The sequence below is a fragment of the Plantactinospora sp. WMMB334 genome, assembly GCF_049179095.1.
GTDB lineage: Bacteria > Actinomycetota > Actinomycetes > Mycobacteriales > Micromonosporaceae > Plantactinospora.
Genome location: NZ_JBMHME010000002.1, coordinates 816,535 through 838,151 on the forward strand (window position 1 = coordinate 816,535; position 21,617 = coordinate 838,151).

The following is a 21,617-nucleotide window of genomic DNA, read 5'->3' on the forward strand; positions in this document are numbered from 1 at the left end:
ATCCGATGTCTAGGCTTCGGTCACCTTCTTGACGAAGGCCAGCCAACTGGCGCTCTTGGCGAACCATGGTGGAGTCAGCAGTTCGAGGGCCGCGGCCTTCTCGGCGATCAGCGCGCTGTCGGCCTCGGCGTACGTCTTGAAGGTGGCCGGCTTCGACCCGCTGGGCAGCAGCGCCTTCTTCAGTTCCTCCTTGGCGTTGCGGATCCTGCCGAGGTCACGGCCCGCGTACTCCGTCGGTATCCGCCATGAGGGGCGTACCGCCTTGAGGGCGTTGGGGAAGAGGAACCACCAGGTCTCGGTCTCCCAGGCCGGCACGACGGCGTGGACCGGCCACGGGAGGCCCGAATAGCACTCCTCGATCTTTTTGATCAACCGCTCGTGCGCGGGTTCGACGGCGTCCGCGTCCTCATGCATGAAGACGCACCGGATCGGTTGCCGAGCGTGGACAGCGCGGAGCAGGGCGCCGTCGCGTTGGGCCTTGCTCGGCAACCGCTGCGGAGGGACGTTCTTGACCAGCGCCATCGGCTTGCGGAGGGTTTGTATGCCGGCCGCGAGGTCGGGGCGGAGCGCCGCGACAAGGATCCTGATGGCTTGGCGGTCGTGGTCGTCTTCACCCAGGATCACCACTCCGCGCGGTGGGGCACCACGTCGGCCCGTCATTCAGGGCAGCCTCCCAGCGCGCCGGTGAACCAGAGTTCACCGAGCCCGATCTCCCCGTGCAACTCTGCCTCCATCCGTCGGACCACCTCCGGCTCGATCGCCGGTATCCGGGAAGCGGCGTCCTCGCCGCGCTCGCAGACGATCAACTCGCCAGGTCTCAGCCGGTTGACCAGAGCCGGCGAATGGGTGGCGATGAGGAACTGCGTCCGCTCCGAGGCCTGCCGCAGCAATTCGACCAGTCGATCCAGTACGTGCGGATGCAACCCGTGGTCGATTTCTTCGATGCAGGTCAGTCGCGGTGGTGCCGGGTCGTACAGCAGGGCGAGCAGCGCCAGCGCGCGAATCGATCCGTAGGAGGCCTCCTGGAGAGTCGTCGAACCCGGCAGGCCTTCCTCGATCAGGTTGAGCACGGTCCCCTCGCCCGCACCGCCGATCGTCTCGAAGTCGAGATCCGCGAGCCCTGGTATGAACCGCCGGGCGTCCTGGACCAGGGCCGCGAACCGCTCGGGATGAGAATCGGCCATGTAGGCCAGGAAGGCCGCCAGATTCGTCCCGTCGTTGTCCAGGCGTTGGCTCAGCCGCTGTGTGGCCGGTCGACGGGCGGCAGTGACGTCGACATCGAAGACCCGGAAACTGGCGAACAGGTCCGCCAGTGCCTCCACCTGCTCACCGCCATCCTCCGGGCTCAGCTTCGGGAGTGTCGCCAACCCGAGGGAACCTTCACGCAGGCTTGCGGTGCTCTCCTTGCCACCGACATTGAAGGTGATCTCGCTTCCCTTGACCTCGATCCTCCTCCCCGGGCCGGCCGTGCGCTTGAACATGAACGCCTCTGAGCGGCGGAGATAGAATCTGTCCCGTACGTGCTCTCGCAGGCTCGGACTCCGACTGCTTCTGCGGAGCTGGCCGAGCGAGAACTCCAGTGAGTAGTTGTCGGTGGTGCGCGTGTTGCTGTTCTTCGTAACCGCGGCCTCGACCTCTATGGATATGGCATTCCCGGGTGTCGACCCTCGGAACAGGATCCGCTCGAAGCCGCCGCGACGGTCGAGGGCCGGCCCGAGGTCGTCCCTGATCGCGTCTCCGAGGAAGGCGATAACGTCGAGGAGATTGGATTTCCCCGCGCCGTTCGGCCCCACCAGTACGTTGAGCGCCGCGAGCCGCACCTCCACGGCACGGAGGCTCCGGAAGTTGTTCACCTTGAGCCTGAGCAGGTACGGCGGACGCTTGACAGCCACGACGGGAGCCTACTGGGTCGATCGTCCCCATGGCGGCAGGTCGGCTGCGAAGGTGCCGGACATACTCACCCGGGAGCAGGACCGGTTCCCACCGGAGGCGGCCCGCCGCAGGCCGTTCGGGCGTCCACGATAGACGGAATCATGACAGAGTGATCTAGACATAGACGAGTAGCATGCCTGCGGTGAGTTGCTCATGAGGCCGACGATCGCCGCCGACACCCTTCGCAGGACGCTCACCCAATATCTCACCACCACCTTCGGGCTGACCGACGAACCGGTCCGGCAGGGGTTGGAGGCGTTTCTCACCCACCCCGAGCAGGGCATCTTCCGGGGGCCGTACCTGCGGATCCGCACCCCGTTCCGGCCGGCCGACGCCGACTGGCGGTCCGCGCTCGAATGGGCGCCCGCCGGCTTCACGCCCCACCTGCACCAGGCGAAGGCGTTCGCCCGACTCTCCACACTCGACAAAACTGCCGAGCCGACCCTGATCACCACCGGCACCGGCTCCGGCAAGACCGAGGCGTTCCTGATCCCGCTGCTCGACCACTGCCAGCGGGTCCGGCGGCACCAGGGCCCGGGGGTCAAGGCGATCCTGCTCTATCCGATGAACGCGCTCGCCACCGACCAGACCAAGCGGCTCAACGACCTGCTGGTCGAAAATGACGCACTGCACCAGGTGACCGCCGGCCTCTACATCGGCGACGTCGCCGCCGTCGAGTATCCCCGGGTGCTCACCAGGCGCTCCGAGATGCGGCGCACCCCACCCGACATCCTGATCACCAACTACAAGATGCTCGACCTGCTGCTGCAACGCGCCGACGACCTGCCGCTGTGGGAGGGCGCCGAGCCGGCGTACGTCGTACTCGACGAGTTCCACACCTACGACGGCGCCCAGGGCACCGACGTGGCCATCCTGCTGCGGCGGCTCGCCGCCGCGCTCGGCCGGTCGACCCCGGAGCGCCCGCTCGGCGCGATCTGCCCGGTGGCCACCTCCGCGACCCTCGGCTCCGGGCTCGGCTCCGACGGTGCCCGGGACGGCCGGACGGCGATCCGGGAGGTTGCCGAGCAGGTCTTCGGGGTGCCCTTCGCCCCGGAGTCGCTGATCGGCGAGGACCGCTACGAGCCGGCCGAGTTCGTCACCGAACAGGACTTCGACCTGCCACTGCCCGACCCGGAGGAGATCGCCGCGCTCGACGGGCGCGACCCGGCACGCCTCACCGACCAGGTCGCCGAACTGCTCCTGGGCAGGGCGTCGGGGACGGCGACGGCCGACCCGGCCCGGCTCGGCGCGCTGCTGCGCCGGCACCCGTTGACCCGGGCGGTGCTCGACTCGCTCGGCACCGAGCCGCGCACCTTCGCCGAGGTCATCGAGGTGCTGCCGCGCAAGAACGCCACCGGCTGGGGCAGCGCGATGAAGACCCGGCCGGAGGTCACCGCGCGGGCGCTCGCCCGGTTCGTCGGCCTGCTGGCCCGCGCGGAGAACCCGGACGCACCCGGACGCCCGCTGCTCAACATCGAGACCCACCTCTGGGTGCGCGCGGTCTCCCGGCTGCTGCGCGGCGTCGGCCCGGAAACCACCTTCGGCTGGTACGGCGAACCGGAACGCGACGCCGACCCGTTCGCCCCGGAGATCGACCGGGTGGTGGCGGACAACCGCTACCGGCGACTGCCCGCCATCTACTGCCGGCACTGCGGGCGCTCCGGCTGGGCCGCGCTCTCGCCGGAGAAGGACCCGCAGGAGCTGGAGGTCGACCCGGACCGGATCTACCGGGGCTCGGTCGGCCGGGACAAGCGCCGGATCCGGGCGTTCGTCGCGGCCACCGAAGACGAGATCCAGCACCGCGACCGCGGCCTGCTGGTGCTGGAACACGGCCGCCGGGTCCGCCCGTTCGACCCCGTCCGGGACCGGGCCGGCCGGCTCGGCGACGAGTCGGTCGTCGTCCTCGGCGACCTGCTCGGGCCCGACGCCGCGGAGAAGGACCGCTGCCCCTCCTGCGAACTCGACCACGGCATCCGCTATCTCGGCGCCGGCCTGGCCACCCTCGCCTCGGTGGCGATCACCCAACTCTTCACCGGCGGCGAGCTGGTCGGCGCCGAGCGCAGGACACTGCTCTTCAACGACTCGGTGCAGGACGCCGCACACCGGGCCGGCTTCGTCGCCAACCGGTCGTACGCGTTCTCGCTGCGCTCGCTGCTGGCCAGCCGGCTCCGCCCCGGCGAGCCGGTCGGGCTGGACGAGCTGATCGTGCGGATGGTCGACGCCGCCGTCGAGCCGGAGATCCTCTGCACCGTCGTCCCGCCCGACCTGCACGACCAGCCCGGCGTCGACGCCCTGCTGGCCGGGGAGAACGTCCGGGACCGGAAGGCGTGGACGCTTGTCGCCGAGCGGCTCGCCTTCGCCGCCGTGCTGGAGACCGGGCTGCGGGCCAGGCAGGGCCGGACGCTGGAGTTGACCCGTACCGTCGCGGTCGAGGTGGTGCTCGACGACCCGGGCGCGGCGGCGGCGCTGTGCCGGGACGTACACCTGACCGGGCCGGCGGCGGGCGGCGGCCCGCTGCCGGACGAGGCCCGCTACCTCGCCTTCCTGCGCGGCCTGTTGGAGCGGCTGCGGATGCGGGGGGCGGTCTACCACGAGTGGCTGGTGCCCTACCTGCGGCGCGGCGGTGCCCGCTGGCAGATCTGGGGCGGCCGGCCGGAGGGGATGCCGGCGTTTCCACGCGGGCTCTCCGGGCCGGCGTTCCTGCTCGCCACCCCGAAGACCCGGTCCGAGTTCGACGCGGTCACCGCCAAGGGCACCTGGTATCAGGACTGGGCCGGCCGGTGTCTCGGCCTGGACCAGGCGGGCGCCGCCGGATATCTTGCCCGGCTGCTGCCGGCGCTGGCCGCCGCCGGCATCGTCGCGGACCGGGACACCGAGGACGGCAACCGGGTGTACGGGCTGCTCCCCGGCCACCTCCGGGTGACGCTGCTGGACGACACCTCGGCGGTCCGGGCCGGGGTCGGCTGCGACACCTGCCACTGGCAGCAGACCGAGCACCCGGACCGGGTGGCCGACTGGACCGGGCAGCCGTGCCGGCAGTACCGCTGCGGCGGCCGGCTGCGACCCGCGCCGGACGCCACCGCCCCGGACGACTACTACCGGCGGCTCTATCTGGAGAGTCCGGTGTTCCGGGTGGTCACCGGCGAGCACACCGGCATGCTCACCCGGGCACAGCGGGAGACCGTCGAGGAACGCTTCCGCGCCGGGACCCGCTACACCGACCCGAACGTGCTCGCCTGCACCCCCACCCTGGAGATGGGGATCGACATCGGCGCCCTCTCCACGGTGCTGCTCGCGTCGCTGCCGGCCGGGCCGGCGAACTACGTCCAGCGGGCCGGCCGGGCCGGCCGGCGCAGCGGCAACGCCCTGGTGCTCACCCTGGTCGGGCGCTCCGACCGGGACCGCTACTACCTCACCGAGCCGCGCAACATGGTCGCCGGCCAGATCGTGCCACCCGGCTGCTTCCTCTCCGCCGTGGAGATCCTGCGCCGGCAGTACCTGGCACACCTGATCGACCTGGCCGCCCGGGGCCGGCTGCCCGGTGTGCTGCCGCTGCCCCGGCGCGCGCACCTGCTCTTCGGCGCCACCGGCTGGCTGGCCACGCTCGCCGAGGCCGGGCAGCGGGACGGCGCCCGGCTCGTCGAGGGGTTCCTCGGGCTCTTCGGCGACAAGGTCTCGGACGTCGCCGCCGACCAGCTCCGGCACTTCGCCGACGCCGGGCTGACCGACCGGGTGAAGCGGGCCGACGAGACCTGGGAGGACCGGCGCGGTGACCTGCAACGGCGGCTGACCGGCATCGACGCCGTCGCCGGCACGCTGGTGAAGAGCGACCCGGACCACGCCCGCGAGCTGAAGATGCTCCGGTCGGAAGCCCGCGAGGTGCGCAGGCTGCTGCAGCGGATCGCCAGCGCCGCCGCGCACGGCACCCTCGTCGAGTTCGGCCTGCTGCCCAACTACGCCCTGATCGACCACCGGACGCTGCTGGACGCCACCCTCACCTGGGAGGAGAAGATGCCGGACGGCAGTCGACGGTTCCACACCGAGTTGCGCGAGTACGACCGTCCGGCCCGGCAGGGCCTGGTCGAGATCGCCCCCGGCAACACCTACTACGTGCGCGGCTACAAGCACGAGATCTCCGGGCTGGACCTCGGCCCGGTGAACCGGCCGGCGTACGAGCGGTGGCGGATCTGTGCCCGCTGCGGCTACGCCCGCACCCACCTCGCCCGGGAGGACACCAGCCCGTGCCCGCGCTGCGGCGACGAGGGCCTCGCCGACCAGAGCCGCCTCTTCACCGTGCTGCGACCGACCCGGGTGCTCACCCGGGACCGCCGGGACGACGCGCGGATCCGGGACGACAGCGACGACCGGGACCGCCGGTTCTACGTGACACCGATCACCGTCGACGTCGACCCCGGCCGGATCGACTCGTCGTGGCGGCACACCGGCGACACCTTCGGGGTCGACTACACCCGGGACGCGACCATCCGGCACTACAACCTCGGCGCCCAGCGCTACGACCGGGCCGGCGAGTACTTCGGCGGGGACGAGGTGCGGATCAACCCGTTCCACACCTGCGACTCCTGCGGCGGCACCACCGTCGACGGGCAGCCGACGGTGAGCCAGGAGATCGCCGCGCACCTCGCCGGCTCGGCGGTGGCGAAGGAGGCCGAACACCACCGGCCCTGGTGCCCGCACCGCCGGTCGCCCGGCACCGCCCGGCACGTACCGCTGATCCTCGCCCACGAGCTGCGCACCGAGGCGCTGCGCATCCTGATCCCGGCGGTGACCGCGCTGGTGGAGGAGCGGGTCGTCTCGTTCGCCGCCGCCGTGCGGCTCGGCGTCGCCGCCGAGTACGGCGGGGATCCGGCCCACCTGCGGGTGCTCCGCGGCACCATGCCCGACGCGCAGAGCGGGGCGACCCGCAACCACGTGATCGTCTACGACACGCAGCCGCAGGGCACCGGTTATCTGCACCGGCTCGCCGACCCGGAGCAGTTCCGGTGGATCCTCGCCCGCGCCCGGCAGATCATCGGCAACTGTGTCTGCCGGCACGAGGGGCGGGCCGCCTGCCACCGGTGCCTGCTGCGGTACGCCCGGGACAGCGAGTTCAACCTGATGAGCCGGGACGAGGCGCTGGGCATGCTGAGCCGGCTGCTCGACACCTGGGCGGTACGGTCCGGCACCCGCAGCACCGACGAGATCTCGCTGATCCACCAGGTGGAGAGCGAGCTGGAGACGCGGTTCCTCAACAAGCTGCTGGCCTGGGCCGGCGAGCCGGGCTCCGGGGTACGCGTCGAGCGGCGCACCGACCACGACGGTGCCCGGATCGCCGACCTGCGGTTCACCGCCCCGGACGGGGTGGACGTCACGCACTGGCAGATGAAGTTGCAGAACACGATCCGGGGCACCCGGCCGGACGTGCACTTCCGCCGGCTCGACGCCTCCTCGCCGGAGATCGCGGTCTATCTCGACGGGTTCAAGTACCACGCGTCGCCGCAGTACAACCGGCTCGCCGACGACGCCGAGAAGCGCAACCGGCTCCGGGCGCACGACTTCTTCGTCTTCGGGATCACCTGGGGCGACGTCGACGGCTGGCGGGGCGGGAAGGACGGCACGGGGGCGGTCTGGGAGCCGTACGGCGGGCTGGCCAGGCAGCGCGCCCGGGACCTCTACCGGCAGTCCGTGCCGGAGGCCGATCCCGCCGACCTGGAACGGTACGTCTGGACCAACCCGGTCGACCTGCTGCTGCGGTTCCTGGCCGAGCCCGACCCGCGGCGGTGGCGGCGTCGGGCCGAGGCCGCCCTGGCCGGGCTGCTGGTCCAGGCGACGGAGAAGCCCAGCACGGCCGACTCCGCCGGCATCGGGGAACGGATCATGGCGTCCCTGCGGGGCGAGGCGCTGCCGCCGGCCCGGCCGGGCCGGATCACGCTGGTCCGGTCGGTCGACGCGGCCGGCTGTCCGGTCACCATCGTGGTGGACGGTCGCGGCACGGAGCGGATCTGGTCGGCGCTGACGGTGGTCGACGACCGGCCGGAGGCGGTCGACGCCGGCACCGACGACGGGCGCGAGCGGCACCGGCGCCGGTGGACGGGCTGGCTGGCCTGGAGCAACATCATCCAGTTTCTGACCGGCGGCGGCGGCGACGGCGCCCAGCTCGCCCGGACCGCCCTGGACGACTTCGACCCCGCCTCGATGGCGGTGACCGAGGGCACCGGGCTCCGGCTCACCCAGCGGCCGACGCCGGTCGACGCCGAGACCGCCACCTGGCTCGGGCTCTCGCCGGAGGCGACACCGCCGGACGACGTCACCGACACCGACTCACCCTGGGCGGAGGTGCTGCACTACCTCAACCGGGACGAGTCCGGCCTGGAGTCGCTGGTGCAGGCGCTGATCCGCCGCGACCTGCCGGCGCCTGTCGTCGGCTACGAACTCGGCGACCAGGGCTGGCAGGCCGAGCTCGCCTGGCCGGACGAGCGGGTCGCGGTCGTGCTCTCCGGCGCCGCCGAGGATCCGGAGGTGCACGACCGGGACGGCGCGTACGCCGACGCCGGCTGGCACGTCCGGACCGCGCGGGAGTGGTCGGCGGACGAGTTGACCGACCGGCTCGGCACGGGGAGTGGGCTCGGCACGAGGAGTGGGGGAGAACGTCAGTGATGGCCAAGGCCGCGACGCTGCGGATGCTGGACCGGGCCGACAAGGAGGTCATGAAGCTCTCCCGGGCGGAGATCGGGGCCGTCTACGAGTTCATGCACAAGTTCCGGCACAACCCGGGCAGCCCGGGGCTGCGGCTGAAACAGCTCTCCGGCAGCTCCCGGCTCTGGTCCGCGCGGATCAACCAGGACCACCGCGCGCTACTGCTGCACATCGCCGAGCAGGACTACCTGCTCGTCGCGATCCGGCACCGCCGGGACGTCTACGAGAACCTGGACCGCTACTCGTACCGGATCAACCGGGTGACCGGCGGCATCGAGGTGATCGACCTGGAGCCGGTCGGGGACAGCATCGTCGGCCGGGTCGTCTCACCGGACTCGTCGGTGGCCGTGCCGGAGGTCGCCCCGCCGAGCCACCCGGCTGCGGAGGCGGCTCCGCTGTTCGCGAGCTTCACGGACGCACAACTCGTCGCGCTGGGAGTCGCCGAACCGCTCCTGCCGCAGATCCGCGACCTGACCAGCGAGACCGGGCTGCTGGAGCTGGCCGAGCGGGCTCCGCAGCTCACCGCCGACGTGCTGCTGTCGCTGCACGACGGGAAGTCGTACGAGCACGTGCGCACCCACATCACCGAGCCGGTACGGGCGGAGGAGGCGGTCGACCCCGACGACTACCGGCGGGCGGTGGAACGGCCGGCCACCCAGGTCTCCTCCGACGACGAGGCGTTGCAGGCGATGCTCGCCGAGTCGTTCGACCGCTGGCAGATCTTCCTCCACCCCACGCAGCGGAAACTCGTCGAAAAGCGGTACAACGGCCCCACCCGGGTGGGCGGCGGCCCGGGGACCGGCAAGACGATCGTGGCCCTGCACCGGGTCGCCCACCTGGTCCGGCAGTTGCCGCCCGGGGCCGACAGGCCGGTCCTGCTGACCACCTTCAACCGGAATCTCGCGGCGGACCTGCGGACGCGGCTGATCGCCCTCGGTGGGCAGGAGCTGGTGTCCCGGGTGGACATCGTCAACATCGACCGGTTGGCCAGCCGGGTCGTCGCCGAGGCGAAGGCGGGAGCGGAGAGGCGGATCGTCGACGACAACACCGTTCCCGACCTCTGGCAGCAGTACCTGCTGGAAACCGGGGAGTCCGGGTGGGACGCGGAGTTCCTGGCCGCCGAGTGGACCCAGGTGATCCTCGGCCAGGTGCTCGGCTCCCGCACCGACTACTTCCAGGCACGTCGCCCCGGCCGGGGCCGCGCGCTCAGCCGGGCGGAACGTGACCAGATCTGGCGGCTCACCGAACGGTTCACCAAGTGGCTCGACGACCAGGGCAGATGGACCTGGCGGCAGGTGGCCGAACGGGCGGCCCGGCTGGAGATGGACCGCGCCGCGCGGAGCGCGGGCCTGCCGGCGGAGGATTCGGGCGGCTTCCTGCGACACCGCTACCGGCACATCGTGGTGGACGAGGCGCAGGACCTCAGCGCCGCACACTGGAAGATGCTGCGCGCGATGGTCGCCGCCGGCCCCGACGACCTGTTCCTGACCGGCGACACTCACCAGCGGATCTACGACAACCACGTGACGTTGAGCAGCCTCGGCGTCAACATCCGGGGCCGGTCCGCCCGGCTCACCCTGAGCTACCGGACCACCCGCCAGATCCTCGCGGCGGCTCTGGAGATCATGAGTGGCGAGACGTACGACGACCTCGACGGCGGTGCGGAGGACCTCGCCGGCTACCGGTCGCTGCTCCGTGGCGGCCTGCCGACCTTCCGGGGCGCGGCGTCCTGGCACCAGGAGCGCGAGCTGATCGTCGAGCAGGTGACGGCCTGGGGGAGGCCGGCGGACGGGTCGGTGGCGGTAGCCGTACCGACCCGGGAGTTCGCGGCAGAGGTCGCGAGCCGGCTGGAGGCCGACGGCATCGCGGCGGTGGAGATCGGTCCGGACGGGCCGAAACGGCCGGACGGGGTTCATGTCGGCACCATGCACCGGTTCAAGGGGCTGGAATACCAGCGGATGATCATCGCCGGGGTCGGCGACGGTCTCGTCCCCCGGCAGGCGATCGGCCGCTACCGGGCGACCGATCCCCGGCGCTACCAGCGGGAACGGCAGCGTGACCGGTCCCTGCTCTTCGTCGCCGCCACCCGGGCCCGCGACGAGCTGGCCGTCTTCTGGCACGGCACACCCAGCCCGTTCCTCACCAGCCGGTTGGTGCGGCCGTCCCTGATCAGCCAGTCCTGACCAACCGGTCAGCAATCATCCCGGGTCATTCCGCGAAAACGCCCCTACAGTCGAAGGATGCGGAGTCTGGCGGTCTCGCGGTGACGGCGGCGCCCGGTGGTGGGGCGGATGTCCACGTGCTCGCTGGCGGAGCGGACCTCCAGCAGCCGACCCCGGCGGTCGAGAAGCCGGCGGTCGAGAAGCCGGCCGTCGAGAATCCGGCGGGCCGGTGGCGGGCCGGGCGCCTGCGTCGGAACATGCTCGTCGGCGCGGTGCTGGCCTGGGCCGTGGCGATCACGGCGCTGCTCTTTCTCCGCACCGGCGACCAGCGGGAGACGCCGGGCGCCGCCGTGCCGTCGGCATCGCCGTCGGCGTCGGAGGGGCCGTTGAGCGTGGCAGAGGTCTACCGCACGCTGCTCCCCTCGGTGGTGCTGATCCAGGCGACGACGGGCGGGAACTCCGCGGGAGGCGCCGGCAGCACGACCGGGTCGGCGACCGGCACCGGCGTCATCGTGAACGCGGACGGCACCATCCTGACCGCGGCGCACGTCGTCGACGGCGGCGGCACGATCACCGTGACGTACGCCGACGGCACCGAGACGGCGGCCGTGGTCGCCGGCGCCGACGCCGCGCAGGACATCGCGACCCTGACCCCGGCGAGGCTGCCGGAGACGGTCGTGCCGGCGGTCCTCGGCGGCGGCGCGGCGGTCGGCGACGACGTGGTGGCGATCGGCAACCCGCTCGGGCTGACCGCGAGCACCACCAGCGGGGTCGTCTCCGGCCTGGACCGGGTCGCCCGGGGGGAGGCGGCGCGGATATCCGGCCTCATCCAGTTCGACGCGGCGGTCAACCCGGGCAGCTCGGGCGGCCCGCTCGTGAACGACCAGGGCCAGGTGGTCGGCGTCGTCGTGGCGCTCGCCAACCCCACCGACGCCGGCACCTTCATCGGCATCGGCTTCGCCGTCCCGATCGGGGCGGCGCTCGGCGCCGGCCAGGGCGACGGGCAGGTGCCTCCGCTGTGACACGTCACCCGACCACACCCCATCCGAGCACAGGACCGAGGACGGATCGATGAACATGCCGGCAAGCGGCGCCGGGAAGTGGGCCGAGGCGGGGAGCGTACCGGCCTCCGCCGGCCCGATCGAAAAGGTGCTCTACGAGGTCAAGAAGACCATCGTCGGCCAGGACCAGCTCCTCGAACGACTGATCGTGGCGCTGCTCGCCCGGGGGCACATCCTCGTCGAGGGCGTACCCGGGCTGGCCAAGACGCTCGCGGTGAAGTCGCTGGCCGAGGCGATCGGCGGGGAGTTCCACCGGGTGCAGTTCACCCCCGACCTGGTGCCCGCCGACATCCTCGGCACCCGGGTCTACCACCAGCCGACCGGCGAGTTCCAGGTCTCGCTCGGGCCGGTCTTCACCAACCTGCTCCTGGCCGACGAGATCAACCGGGCGCCGGCCAAGGTGCAGAGCGCGCTGCTGGAGGTGATGCAGGAGCGGCAGGTCACGATCGGCCGGGAGACCCGCCCGGTGCCGAACCCGTTCCTGGTGATGGCCACGCAGAACCCGATCGAGTCCGAGGGGGTCTATCCGCTGCCGGAGGCGCAGGTCGACCGCTTCATGATGAAGGTGGTCGTCGACTACCCGAGCGTGACCGAGGAGTTCGTCGTCGTCGAGCGGGCGCTCGCCCCGGCCGCCGCGATCGGGCGCATCATCGACCCGCCGACCCTCGTCGGGCTCCAGCGGGAGGCCGACCGTGTCTACGTCGACCCGTCGCTCATCGAGTACGCGGTCCAGCTCGCCCACGCCAGCCGCGATCCGGGCCGGGTCGGCCTGACCGACCTGGCCCGCTACGTGACCTTCGGCGCCAGCCCGCGTTCCTCGATCAGCCTGGTGCTCGCCGCCCGCGCCCTCGCCTACGTCCGGGGCCGGGAGTACGCCGTACCCGAGGATCTCACCGACCTCGCCCTGGACGTGCTGCGGCACCGGCTCGTCCTCTCCTACGAGGCCCTCTCCGACGAGGTCACCACCGATCTGATCCTGTCGAAGATCCTGGCGAACGTGGCGGTGCCGGAGCCCGCCGGTCGCGGTCGCTGACCGATGGCCACCGTCCCCGACCGGCTGCTGCGGCGCCTGGAGTGGCGGCTCCGCCGCCGCCTCGACGGGCGCCTCCAGGGCGGTTACCGCACGGTGTGGCAGGGCGCCGGCATCGACTTCACCGACCTGCGCGCCTACACGCCGGAGGACGACGTCCGGCACATCGACTGGAACGTCACGGCCCGGCTGGACGAGCCGTACGTCCGGCAGTACACGGAGGACCGGGAACTGACCGCCTGGCTGGTCGTCGACCGCTCCGCCTCGATGCGCTTCGGCCGCCCCCGGGACGCGGCCGGCGGCGGCGCGGGGCACGGTGGCGCGGCCGGCAACGGTAGGGGTCAGGGCAACAGTAGGGGTCAGGGCAACGGTACGGGTCAGGGCAAGGAGTCCGTGGCGACCGAGCTGGCGGTCGGGCTGGGCCGGCTGGTGGCGCAGGGCGGCAACCGGGTCGGCGCGATCCTCTACGACAACGACGCCCACCGGGTGATCCCACCCCGGACCGGCCGCGACCAGGTCCTGCGCATCGCACACGAACTGCTGCGCCCGCGGCCGGCCACCGGCCCCGGCGCCACCACCGACCTGGCCGCGATGCTGCGCCTCGCCGCCACCACCGTCGCGCGCCGCCGCAGCCTGGTCTTCGTGCTCTCCGACTTCATCGGCGACCCGGACTGGGAGCGCCCGCTCACCATGCTGACCCACCGTCACGAGGTGGTGGTGATCCGGGTGCTCGACCCGGCGGAACTCGAGCTTCCCGACCTCGGCCTGATCCTGGTCGAGGACGCCGAAACCGGTGAGCAGCTTCTCGTGGACACCAGCGACCCCCTGCTGCGGGGGCGTCTCACCGGCCAGGTCGACGCGCGTGAGGAGGCACTGGCGGAGGGGATGCGACGGGCCGGGGTGGAAGTCCGGCACGTCGGCACCGACGAGGACGCGCTCGCCGTGCTCGTCGGCATGGCCCGCCACTCCGGACGGAGGCGCCGGTGACCTTCCAGCAGCCACTCGTACTCGCCGTCGCCGTACTGGTCACCGCCGCCGCGACGGCCGGCTACGTGGCGCTGCAGCGCCGCCGTGGCGCGGCGCTGGCCGCCGCCGGCCTCGGGGTCCCGGCCGGTCGTGGTGCGCGGTGGGCCGCGCTGCGCCGCCACCTGCCGTACGCGCTGCTCCTCGCCGCCCTGCCGATCCTGCTGGTGGGGCTGGCCCGCCCGCAGGCCGAGATGGTCGTGCCACGGGCCGCCGGCACGGTGGTGCTGGCGTTCGACGTCTCCAACAGCATGTCCGCCGAGGACGTGGCACCGAACCGGCTCGCCGCCGCGCAGTCCGCCGCGATCGGCTTCGTCGAGGAGCAGCCGGACTCGGTCGACGTGGCCGTGCTGGCCTTCGGCGAGCAGGCGCTGCTGACCCAGGAGCCGACCGCCGACCACACCGCTGCGGTGGCCGCGATCAGGCGGCTCGCCGCCAGTGGCGGCACCGCCCTCGGGCAGGCGATCCTCGTCGCGCTCGGCACCATCACCGGTCGGCCGGTCAGCCTGCCCGCCGACGGGGCGGCCGTGACGACGGAGCAGCTCGGCTACTGGCCCTCGGCGACGATCGTGGTCTTCTCCGACGGCCAGCAGACCGGTGGGCCGGACGCGGTGGCCGCGGCCGAACTCGCCGCCGCCGCCGGGGTACGCATCCAGACCGTCGGGGTCGGCACCGTGCGGGGCGCCACCGTCGAGGTCGACGGCTACCAGCTCGGCACCGCGCTGGACGAGACGCTGCTGACCGCGGTCGCGCAGACCACCGGCGGCGCGCACCACCCGGCCGGTGACGAGGCCACGCTGGCCGACACGACCAGATCGCTCGACCTGCGGCTGACCACCCGCACGGAGCCGGTCGAGCTGACCGCGCCGTTCGCCGGTGCCGCCCTGCTGCTGCTGACGGTCGGTGGACTGCTCGGCATCCGCTGGCACGGAAGGATCGTCTGATGTCGTTCGACTGGCCGTGGGCGCTGATCGCGCTGCTGGTCGCGCCGCTGCTGCCGGCGGTCCGGTGGTGGCTGAACCGGCGGCGCAAGCGGGTCGCCGTCACCGTCTCCAGCGTGGCGCTGATCCGGGCCGCGCTGCCCGGCCCCGTGTCGTGGCGCCGCCGGGTCCCGGTCCTCCTCTTCCTCACCGGGCTCCTCGCGCTGGCGGCGGGGCTGGCCCGGCCGCAGGCGACGGTCGCCGTACCGTCGAACGACACCTCGATCCTGCTGGCGATCGACGTCTCCGGCTCGATGTGCAGCACCGACATCGCGCCCAACCGGCTGGCCGTGGCGAGCGACGCGGCCCGGGACTTCATCGAGGCGCAGGCGGGGGACACCCCGATCGGCCTGGTCGCGTTCTCCGGGATCGCCGGCCTGGTGGTGCCGCCCACCACCGACAGGGACGCCCTGCTCGACGCCATCGACACCCTCAGGACCGCCAGGGGTACGGCGATCGGCCAGGCGATCCTGACCGCCATCGACGCGATCGCGGAGACCAACCCGAACGTCGCCGCCACCGGCGTCGACCTCGGTGACGTCGCCCCCGACGCCCTCGGCGACTACCAGCCCGACACCATCGTCGTACTCACCGACGGCTCGAACACCACAGGCGTCGCTCCGGTCACCGCCGCCGAACAGGCCGCCGCGCGCCGGGTCCGCGTCTACACCATCGGGTTCGGCACCACCGACCCCGCGCCGATGGTCTGCACCGCCGACCAGATCAGCGATGACTCCTACTTCGGCCGCCGGTCACGAGGCGACCTGCCGGCCTGGACGGGGCGGAGCCGTTACCTGGATCTCGACGAGGAGGCGCTGACCCGGGTCGCGGACATCTCGGGCGGGCGCTACTTCCGGGCGGAGGACGCCGACGAGCTGACCGACGTCCTCGCCGACCTGCCCCGGGAGTTCGGCCTGCACGAGCAGGACGTCGAGATCAGTGTCTGGTTCGCGCTCGCCGGCGGGGTGCTGGCCTTCGCCGGCGCCGGGCTCGCCCTCTGGTGGAACCGGGTCCCCGGCCGCCCGGCATCCGGCACGACCACGCCGGCCGCGTTCCGGCGGCGCGAAGGATCCTTCCCCGGCTGACTCCTATCTGGCGCCCTGCCGTCCATCCAGGAAGTGGGCCAGGAAGCCGGGGTCCGCCCACCGGGTGCCCGGACGGGCCGGCGATCGGTGCCCGGACGAGCCGCGCAACCTCGTCGCGCCCTGGCACGTGTTGGAACTGCCTGCCCGACAACGGCTGGTGGCGGGCGGAGGGAAGGACAGTGTGACTTCAGTGACGGCACAGGAGGACGCCGTGCCCGCCATCGACGTCCAGCGGGACTTCGACGAGTTCTATGCGGCGGCGTTCCCGGTCTTGAGATCACAGCTCTTCGCGTACCTGGGCGACCGGGCCGAGGCGCAGGACGTGGTGCAGGAGGCGTTCTGCCGGGCCTTCGCCAGATGGCAGAAGATCAGCGGATACCAGGATCCCTTCGCCTGGGTGCGCAGGGTCGCCTGGAACCTGGCCACGAGTCGCCTGCGCCGCCGCAGAACCGCCCTGAACTTCCTGCGAAAACAGCGCGTCGAGTACGCCGCCGGGCCCTCACCCGACCGGGTGGCCCTGGTGGCGGCGCTGGCGAAGATTCCGGCGCAGCTGCGCAGGGCCGTGGTGCTGCACTACATCGGAGGGCTGACGGTCGCGGAGATCGCCGAGCAGACCGACGCGGCCGAGGGAACGGTCAAGAGTTGGCTGAGCCGGGGCCGCGCGGCACTGGGAGCGCAGTTGGCGGAGGGCAGGGAAGGCGGGAACGATGTCTGAGTCCTACGACAACCTGATCGACGACGCACTCGGCGACTTCCACGCCGTCGAGGCGGCGGCTGCCGGGCCGGTGCCGGCCGCCGGCACGGTACGGGCGACGGTCCGGCACCGCCGCCGGGTACGCCTCGGCACACTCGGCGTGCTCGCCGCGACAGTGGTCGCCGTACCCGTCACGGCGTTCGCCACCAACCTGCATCGGGACAATTCGCCGCCCACTCCGGCGGTCTCGGACCGGCCGAGCCCCACGGCGCCGGTCACACCCACACCGGGCGCGTCGGCGTCACCGTCGTCGCCGACGCCGGCACCGCCGGTCGATGGCCGGATCACCCTCGGGGAGTTGAGCCGGACGGAGGTCGAGATTCCTCCGTTCCGGACCGCGCTCTGTCCGGACACCAGGGTGAAGCTGCCGGCGAAGGAGTCCGGTGCGATGTACGACCGGTGGGTGGAGAAGGTGGTGCACACCGACCTCGACGGTGACACCGCCCTGGAGACGGCCGCGCTGCTCTTCTGCCGGACCGGCGAGGCACCGGACAGCCAGGTGGTGGGCTTCGACCGCGACGCCTCCGGGAGGATCCGCACCCTGGGGTTGATCGTCGGGCAGGAGGAGATGCTGAACATCCGCGACATCGGCGCCCGCCCCGGTGGCGGCATCGTCGCCGATGTCACGGACATGATCGCCTGTTGCGGCCTCCCGGCCTCTCTCGAGCGCCGGCAACAGCGTGAGTACGCGTGGGACGGGTCGAGGTTCACGCAGGTCGGCGGCGCGACCAGCTGGGGCGACCCGAGCCTTGTGACCGATCTGGAGGTGCTGGTCGGCGACGTGGTGCTGGGGCCGGTGAGGGACGGGAAGCGGTTCGGCACCGCGACCGTGACCGTGCGGAACAACGGACCCCGGGCGTCCGGACGGTTCCGGGTGGGATTCGGTGACTGCACCTTCGACTGCGCCGCGTTCCCCGACTGGGCCTGGGGCGACCACGGCGCCTACCAGCCGCCGTTGGAACCGGGCCGGAGTGTCAGTGTCAGGGTCGAGGGCGGTTTCGACCCGGACACTCCGGGCGGCGCGATCACGGCGACGCTGCGGGTGGTCGGCAGGAGCGACGGGAACAGGGTGGACGACACCGATCCGACCAACAACACGGCGATGTTCCAGGTCCGGATCGGCTGACCTGCCCCGCTCCGGCCCGACCCGGATCCCCGCGTCGGCGGGGTCCACGGTCGGGCCGGAGCGCGTACCGCGAAGGCGTCAAAATAGTACATGATCGCTATAAGGTATTCATACCTGCTAAAGGTAGAATTGCCCCGGGACAGCGACTAACACCCCTCTTCCGATTAATCATCTCGTAACACGCATTTACCATGCCGCAATCGGTCGGCAACGTTCTCTGCCGTCGTGCCGGCGGCGGAGCCGGAGGAGGCAGCATGTCGCCCACGTCGATCAGCCCGGCCCGGGCATCCGCCCGGTTCCGCTCCTGGCTCACCGGAGACCTGCGGTACGACCTGCCGGCATCGCTCGTCGTCTTCCTGGTCGCGGTGCCGCTCTCCCTCGGCATCGCCGCCGCCTCCGGCGCCCCGGTGGCCGCCGGACTGATCGCGGCGGTGGTCGGTGGGGTGGTGGCCGGTCTCTTCGGCGGTTCGGCGCTCCAGGTCACCGGCCCGGCGGCCGGGCTGACCGTCGTGGTGGCGGAGCTGGTGATCCGGTTCGGCTGGGCGGCCACCTGCGCGATCACCGTCGCGGCCGGGCTGGTGCAGATCGCGTTCGGGCTGTGCCGGATCGCGCGGACCGCGCTCGCCCTCTCGCCGGCGATCGTGCACGGCATGCTCGCCGGCATCGGCATCACCATCGTGCTCGGCCAACTGCACGTCCTGCTCGGCGGCGAACCGGGCAGTACGCCGATCCGCAACCTCCTCGACCTGCCCGCCCAGCTCGCCACCAGGCACGACCACGCCACGCTGATCGGGCTGACCGTGATCGGATTGCTGCTGCTCTGGCCCCGGCTTCCGGCGCCGGTCCGCCGGATACCCGGCCCGCTCGTCGCCGTCACCGCAGCCACCCTCGCCGCGCTCGTCTGGGGCGACGTCGACCTGGCCAGGGTGGAGATGCCCGGATCGCTGCTGGCCGCCGTGCATCTGCCGACCCTGCCCGACGGCAACTGGCCGGCCGTCGCCGCCGCGGTGCTCACCGTCGCCGTGATCGCCAGCGTGGAGAGCCTGCTCTCGGCCACGGCCGTCGACCGGCTGGCCGCCACCCGGGCCACCCCGGGCGCCGGCCCGGCCCGGCCGACCAACCTGGACCGGGAGATGATCGGCCAGGGCCTGGCCAACAGCGCATCCGGGCTGCTCGGCGGACTGCCCGTCACCGGCGTCATCGTGCGCAGCTCCACCAACGTCCACGCCGGAGCCCGGAACCGCGGCTCCGCCGTCCTGCACGGGGTCTGGGTACTGCTCTTCGCGGTGCTGCTCGTGGTGCTCGTCGAGCGGATCCCGATGGCGGCGCTCGCCGGGCTGCTCGTCGTGGTCGGCATGCAACTCGTGAAGATCTCCGACATTCGGCGGGTACGCCGGCACCGCGAGCTGGCCGTCTATGTCGCGACCGCGCTCGGCGTCGTGCTGCTCAACCTGCTCGAAGGCGTACTCATCGGACTCGTCCTGGCGGTCGTGCTGATCCTGCGGCGGGTGGTCTGGGCGAAGGTGCACGCCGAGCGCGGCCCGGCCCGGCCCTCCGGTCGTGAGCACTGGTCCGTGCATGTGGAGGGCACGCTCAGCTTCCTCGCCATCCCACGCCTCTCCGCCGTCCTCGGCCGGGTGCCGCCGGGCAGCACCGTCGACCTGGAACTCGCCACCGACTTCCTGGACCACGCGGCCTTCGACCACCTCGACTGGTGGGTACGCCAGCACGAGGCCACCGGCGGGACCGTGCACCTCGACGAGGTGGGTCCGGCGGCCCTGCGGGGAGACCAGCCCCGCCCGTTGCGCCGGATACACGCGCTGGTGCCGCCGCGCTGGTTCTCGCCCTGGACGAGCTGGCAGGCCCGGCACTCCGACGGCGCGAGCTATGCCGACGATGACGACGGTGACGGTGCCGGCGGTGTCGACGGTGACGGTGCCGGCGGTGTCGACGGTGACGGTGCCGGCGGTGTCGACGGTGACGGTGTTGACGGTGCCGGCGGTGACGGCGGTGACGGTGTCGGCGGTGACGGTGTCGGCGGTGTGGGCGGTGTGGGCGGTTCGTCAGGTGCCGGCCGGCCGGCGTTCTCCGATGCCGCGTCCCTCCGCCCGCTCCATGCCGGGATGCGGGAGTACCACCGCCGCTCGGCCGCCCGGCTGCTGCCCTTCCTCGCCGAGCTGGGCGGCCGGCACGCACCGCACAGCCTCTTTCTGACCTGCGCCGACGCCCGGATCGTGCCCAACGTGATCACCAGCAGTGGCCCGGGCGACCTCTTCACGGTGCGCAACGTCGGCAACCTGATGCCCACCGACCAGCACGCGGAGTCCTCGGTCGCCGCAGCCGTCTCGTACGCCGTCGACGTCCTGCAGGTGCGGGTGCTGCTGGTCTGCGGCCACTCCGGATGTGGCGCCATGCACGGGCTGCTCGGCGGGCGGGGCGGGGAGGAGAGCGCGCTCGGCCGATGGCTGCGGTGGGGGCTGCCGAGCCTGGAGGCGTGGCGGGCGGGTCACCCGGTCGGGTTCGCCGCCGCCGACCAGGCACGTCCCGAGGTCGACCAGTTGGCGATGGTCAACGTCGCACGCCAGGTCGCGGTGCTCCGGGAGTTTCTCGCCACCCGCGAGGCCGGTGCGACGAAGGTGTCGGTGCAGGGCCTGTTCTTCGACATCCCGACCGGACTGCTGCTCCTCCTCGACGAGCGGCGGCAGCGGTTCAGCACGCCGCCCGAACAGGAGCTGGAGACCACCGGCGCCGGCTTCGCGCGTCCCTAGGTCCTGCCGCGCCGCAGGCCCCCGGCCGGGCCGATCGGGAAGGGGCGACGCCACCGGCCCGGTCCGCAGAGTGGTAGCTGGCCGGACGGGTCGGCTTCGGTCGGGGCCAGCGGGCATGATTGCGGGTGGCGCGCTGGCCGATCCGGAGCCGGCGACGTACGACCGGGAGACAGGACGACATGCCCACTACTGCCGACACGACCATCGCAGCCCTCCGCTCGGGCCACGACGAGCTCGCGGCACTGGTCCGCGACCTCGGCCCGACCGACCTGACCAGGTCGTCCGGTGCCAGCGAGTGGCAGGTGTCCCAGGTGCTCAGCCATCTCGGCAGTGGCGCCGAGATCAGCGAGGCGGCCCTCGACGCGGCGCTGCGCGGTGCCCCCGCCCCGGACGCCGACTTCAACAAGCAGGTCTGGGTCCGCTGGGACGCGATGACCCCGATCGAGCACGCCGAAGGATTCCTCGACGCCAACCGGCGGCTGGTCGAGCGGTACGAGTCGCTGGACGCCGCCACCCGGGAGAGCGTACGGATCGACCTCGGCTTCCTGCCCGACCCGGTCGACCTCGGCACCGCCACCGGGATGCGGCTCAGCGAGTTCGCCCTGCACCAGTGGGACGTGGAGGTCGGCTTCAACCGGTTTGCCACGGTGGCGCCGGAGGCGGTGCCGCTGCTGCTGGACCAGCTCGACGGCCTGCTCGGCCTGATGGGGCGGCCGGACACGATCGCCGATCTGCCGGTGGAGCTGGCGTTGCGGCTGAGCGACCCGGACCGCTCCCTGGGGCTGCGGCTGGCCGACCGGGTCTCGCTGGCGGGGGCACCGGAACGGCCGGCCGGCGAGATCGCCGGGCCGGCGGAGGCGTTCCTGCGGCTGGCCGCCGGCCGGCTGGCCCCGGAGCACACACCCGGGACGATGACCGTGACCGGCCCGCTCGACCTGGACGACCTGCGCCGGGTCTTCCCCGGCTACTGACCGCGGGGCGGCCGAGCCGCTGGCCCGGGGGA

13 protein-coding genes are annotated in these 21,617 nt (G+C 72.5%); 11 read left to right on the forward strand and 2 right to left on the reverse strand.

The window, feature by feature from the left end; all coding sequences use genetic code 11:
* Window positions 1-9: 9 nt before the first annotated feature.
* The gene (locus tag ACN27G_RS03505; RefSeq protein ID WP_421491339.1) at window positions 10-660 is read right to left on the reverse strand and encodes a hypothetical protein; all 651 of its coding nucleotides are present in this window, start codon (window positions 658-660) and stop codon (window positions 10-12) included.
* Complete coding sequence (locus tag ACN27G_RS03510; RefSeq protein ID WP_421491340.1) at window positions 657-1,892, reverse strand: AAA family ATPase; 1,236 nt, start codon at window positions 1,890-1,892, stop codon at window positions 657-659. Before ACN27G_RS03510 ends, ACN27G_RS03505 begins: the two co-directional genes overlap by 4 nt.
* 193 nt (window positions 1,893-2,085) lie before the next feature.
* On the opposite strand from ACN27G_RS03510, the gene ACN27G_RS03515 reads away from it, so the two are divergent.
* The 11 genes from ACN27G_RS03515 (at window position 2,086) to ACN27G_RS03565 (ending at window position 21,585) form a co-directional block, all read left to right on the forward strand.
* Window positions 2,086-8,586, forward strand: a complete 6,501-nt coding sequence (locus ACN27G_RS03515; protein ID WP_421491341.1) for a DEAD/DEAH box helicase — start codon at window positions 2,086-2,088, stop codon at window positions 8,584-8,586.
* Window positions 8,586-10,808, forward strand: coding sequence for a UvrD-helicase domain-containing protein (locus ACN27G_RS03520; protein WP_421491342.1), 2,223 nt, complete (start codon window positions 8,586-8,588; stop codon window positions 10,806-10,808). The genes ACN27G_RS03515 and ACN27G_RS03520 overlap by 1 nt, the downstream gene beginning before the upstream one ends.
* 116 nt (window positions 10,809-10,924) lie before the next feature.
* The gene (locus ACN27G_RS03525; protein ID WP_421491343.1) at window positions 10,925-11,809 is read left to right on the forward strand and encodes a S1C family serine protease; all 885 of its coding nucleotides are present in this window, start codon (window positions 10,925-10,927) and stop codon (window positions 11,807-11,809) included.
* Window positions 11,810-11,858: 49 nt separating this feature from the next.
* The gene (locus tag ACN27G_RS03530; protein ID WP_421491344.1) at window positions 11,859-12,881 is read left to right on the forward strand and encodes an AAA family ATPase; all 1,023 of its coding nucleotides are present in this window, start codon (window positions 11,859-11,861) and stop codon (window positions 12,879-12,881) included.
* 3 nt (window positions 12,882-12,884) lie between these two features.
* On the forward strand, window positions 12,885-13,865 hold the full coding sequence (locus ACN27G_RS03535; protein ID WP_421491345.1) for a DUF58 domain-containing protein: 981 nt from the start codon (window positions 12,885-12,887) through the stop codon (window positions 13,863-13,865).
* The gene (locus tag ACN27G_RS03540) at window positions 13,862-14,845 is read left to right on the forward strand and encodes a VWA domain-containing protein (RefSeq protein WP_421491346.1); all 984 of its coding nucleotides are present in this window, start codon (window positions 13,862-13,864) and stop codon (window positions 14,843-14,845) included. Before ACN27G_RS03535 ends, ACN27G_RS03540 begins: the two co-directional genes overlap by 4 nt.
* A complete protein-coding gene (locus ACN27G_RS03545) occupies window positions 14,845-15,966 on the forward strand; it encodes a VWA domain-containing protein (protein ID WP_421491347.1) in 1,122 nt (373 codons plus the stop codon). Before ACN27G_RS03540 ends, ACN27G_RS03545 begins: the two co-directional genes overlap by 1 nt.
* A 211-nt stretch (window positions 15,967-16,177) precedes the next feature.
* Window positions 16,178-16,681 (forward strand): RNA polymerase sigma factor, encoded by a 504-nt coding sequence (locus ACN27G_RS03550; protein ID WP_421491348.1) that lies wholly within the window; start codon window positions 16,178-16,180, stop codon window positions 16,679-16,681.
* Window positions 16,674-17,846 (forward strand): hypothetical protein, encoded by a 1,173-nt coding sequence (locus tag ACN27G_RS03555; protein ID WP_421491349.1) that lies wholly within the window; start codon window positions 16,674-16,676, stop codon window positions 17,844-17,846. The genes ACN27G_RS03550 and ACN27G_RS03555 overlap by 8 nt, the downstream gene beginning before the upstream one ends.
* A gap of 254 nt (window positions 17,847-18,100) precedes the next feature.
* Complete coding sequence (locus tag ACN27G_RS03560) at window positions 18,101-20,614, forward strand: SulP family inorganic anion transporter (RefSeq protein WP_421491350.1); 2,514 nt, start codon at window positions 18,101-18,103, stop codon at window positions 20,612-20,614.
* 179 nt (window positions 20,615-20,793) lie between these two features.
* Window positions 20,794-21,585, forward strand: coding sequence for a maleylpyruvate isomerase family mycothiol-dependent enzyme (locus ACN27G_RS03565; protein ID WP_421491351.1), 792 nt, complete (start codon window positions 20,794-20,796; stop codon window positions 21,583-21,585).
* The last annotated feature ends 32 nt before the right edge of the window (window positions 21,586-21,617 follow it).

Excerpts from the sequence above, each read along its gene's own strand:
- ACN27G_RS03505 (WP_421491339.1), bottom strand. The coding sequence starts at position 660 with ATGACGGGCCGACGTGGTGCCCCACCGCGCGGAGTGGTGATCCTGGGT.
- ACN27G_RS03515 (WP_421491341.1), top strand. The coding sequence starts at position 2,086 with ATGAGGCCGACGATCGCCGCCGACACCCTTCGCAGGACGCTCACCCAA.
- ACN27G_RS03520 (WP_421491342.1), top strand. The coding sequence starts at position 8,586 with ATGGCCAAGGCCGCGACGCTGCGGATGCTGGACCGGGCCGACAAGGAG.
- ACN27G_RS03530 (WP_421491344.1), top strand. The coding sequence starts at position 11,859 with ATGAACATGCCGGCAAGCGGCGCCGGGAAGTGGGCCGAGGCGGGGAGC.
- ACN27G_RS03535 (WP_421491345.1), top strand. The coding sequence starts at position 12,885 with ATGGCCACCGTCCCCGACCGGCTGCTGCGGCGCCTGGAGTGGCGGCTC.
- ACN27G_RS03545 (WP_421491347.1), top strand. The coding sequence starts at position 14,845 with ATGTCGTTCGACTGGCCGTGGGCGCTGATCGCGCTGCTGGTCGCGCCG.
- ACN27G_RS03555 (WP_421491349.1), top strand. The coding sequence starts at position 16,674 with ATGTCTGAGTCCTACGACAACCTGATCGACGACGCACTCGGCGACTTC.
- ACN27G_RS03560 (WP_421491350.1), top strand. The coding sequence starts at position 18,101 with ATGTCGCCCACGTCGATCAGCCCGGCCCGGGCATCCGCCCGGTTCCGC.
- ACN27G_RS03565 (WP_421491351.1), top strand. The coding sequence starts at position 20,794 with ATGCCCACTACTGCCGACACGACCATCGCAGCCCTCCGCTCGGGCCAC.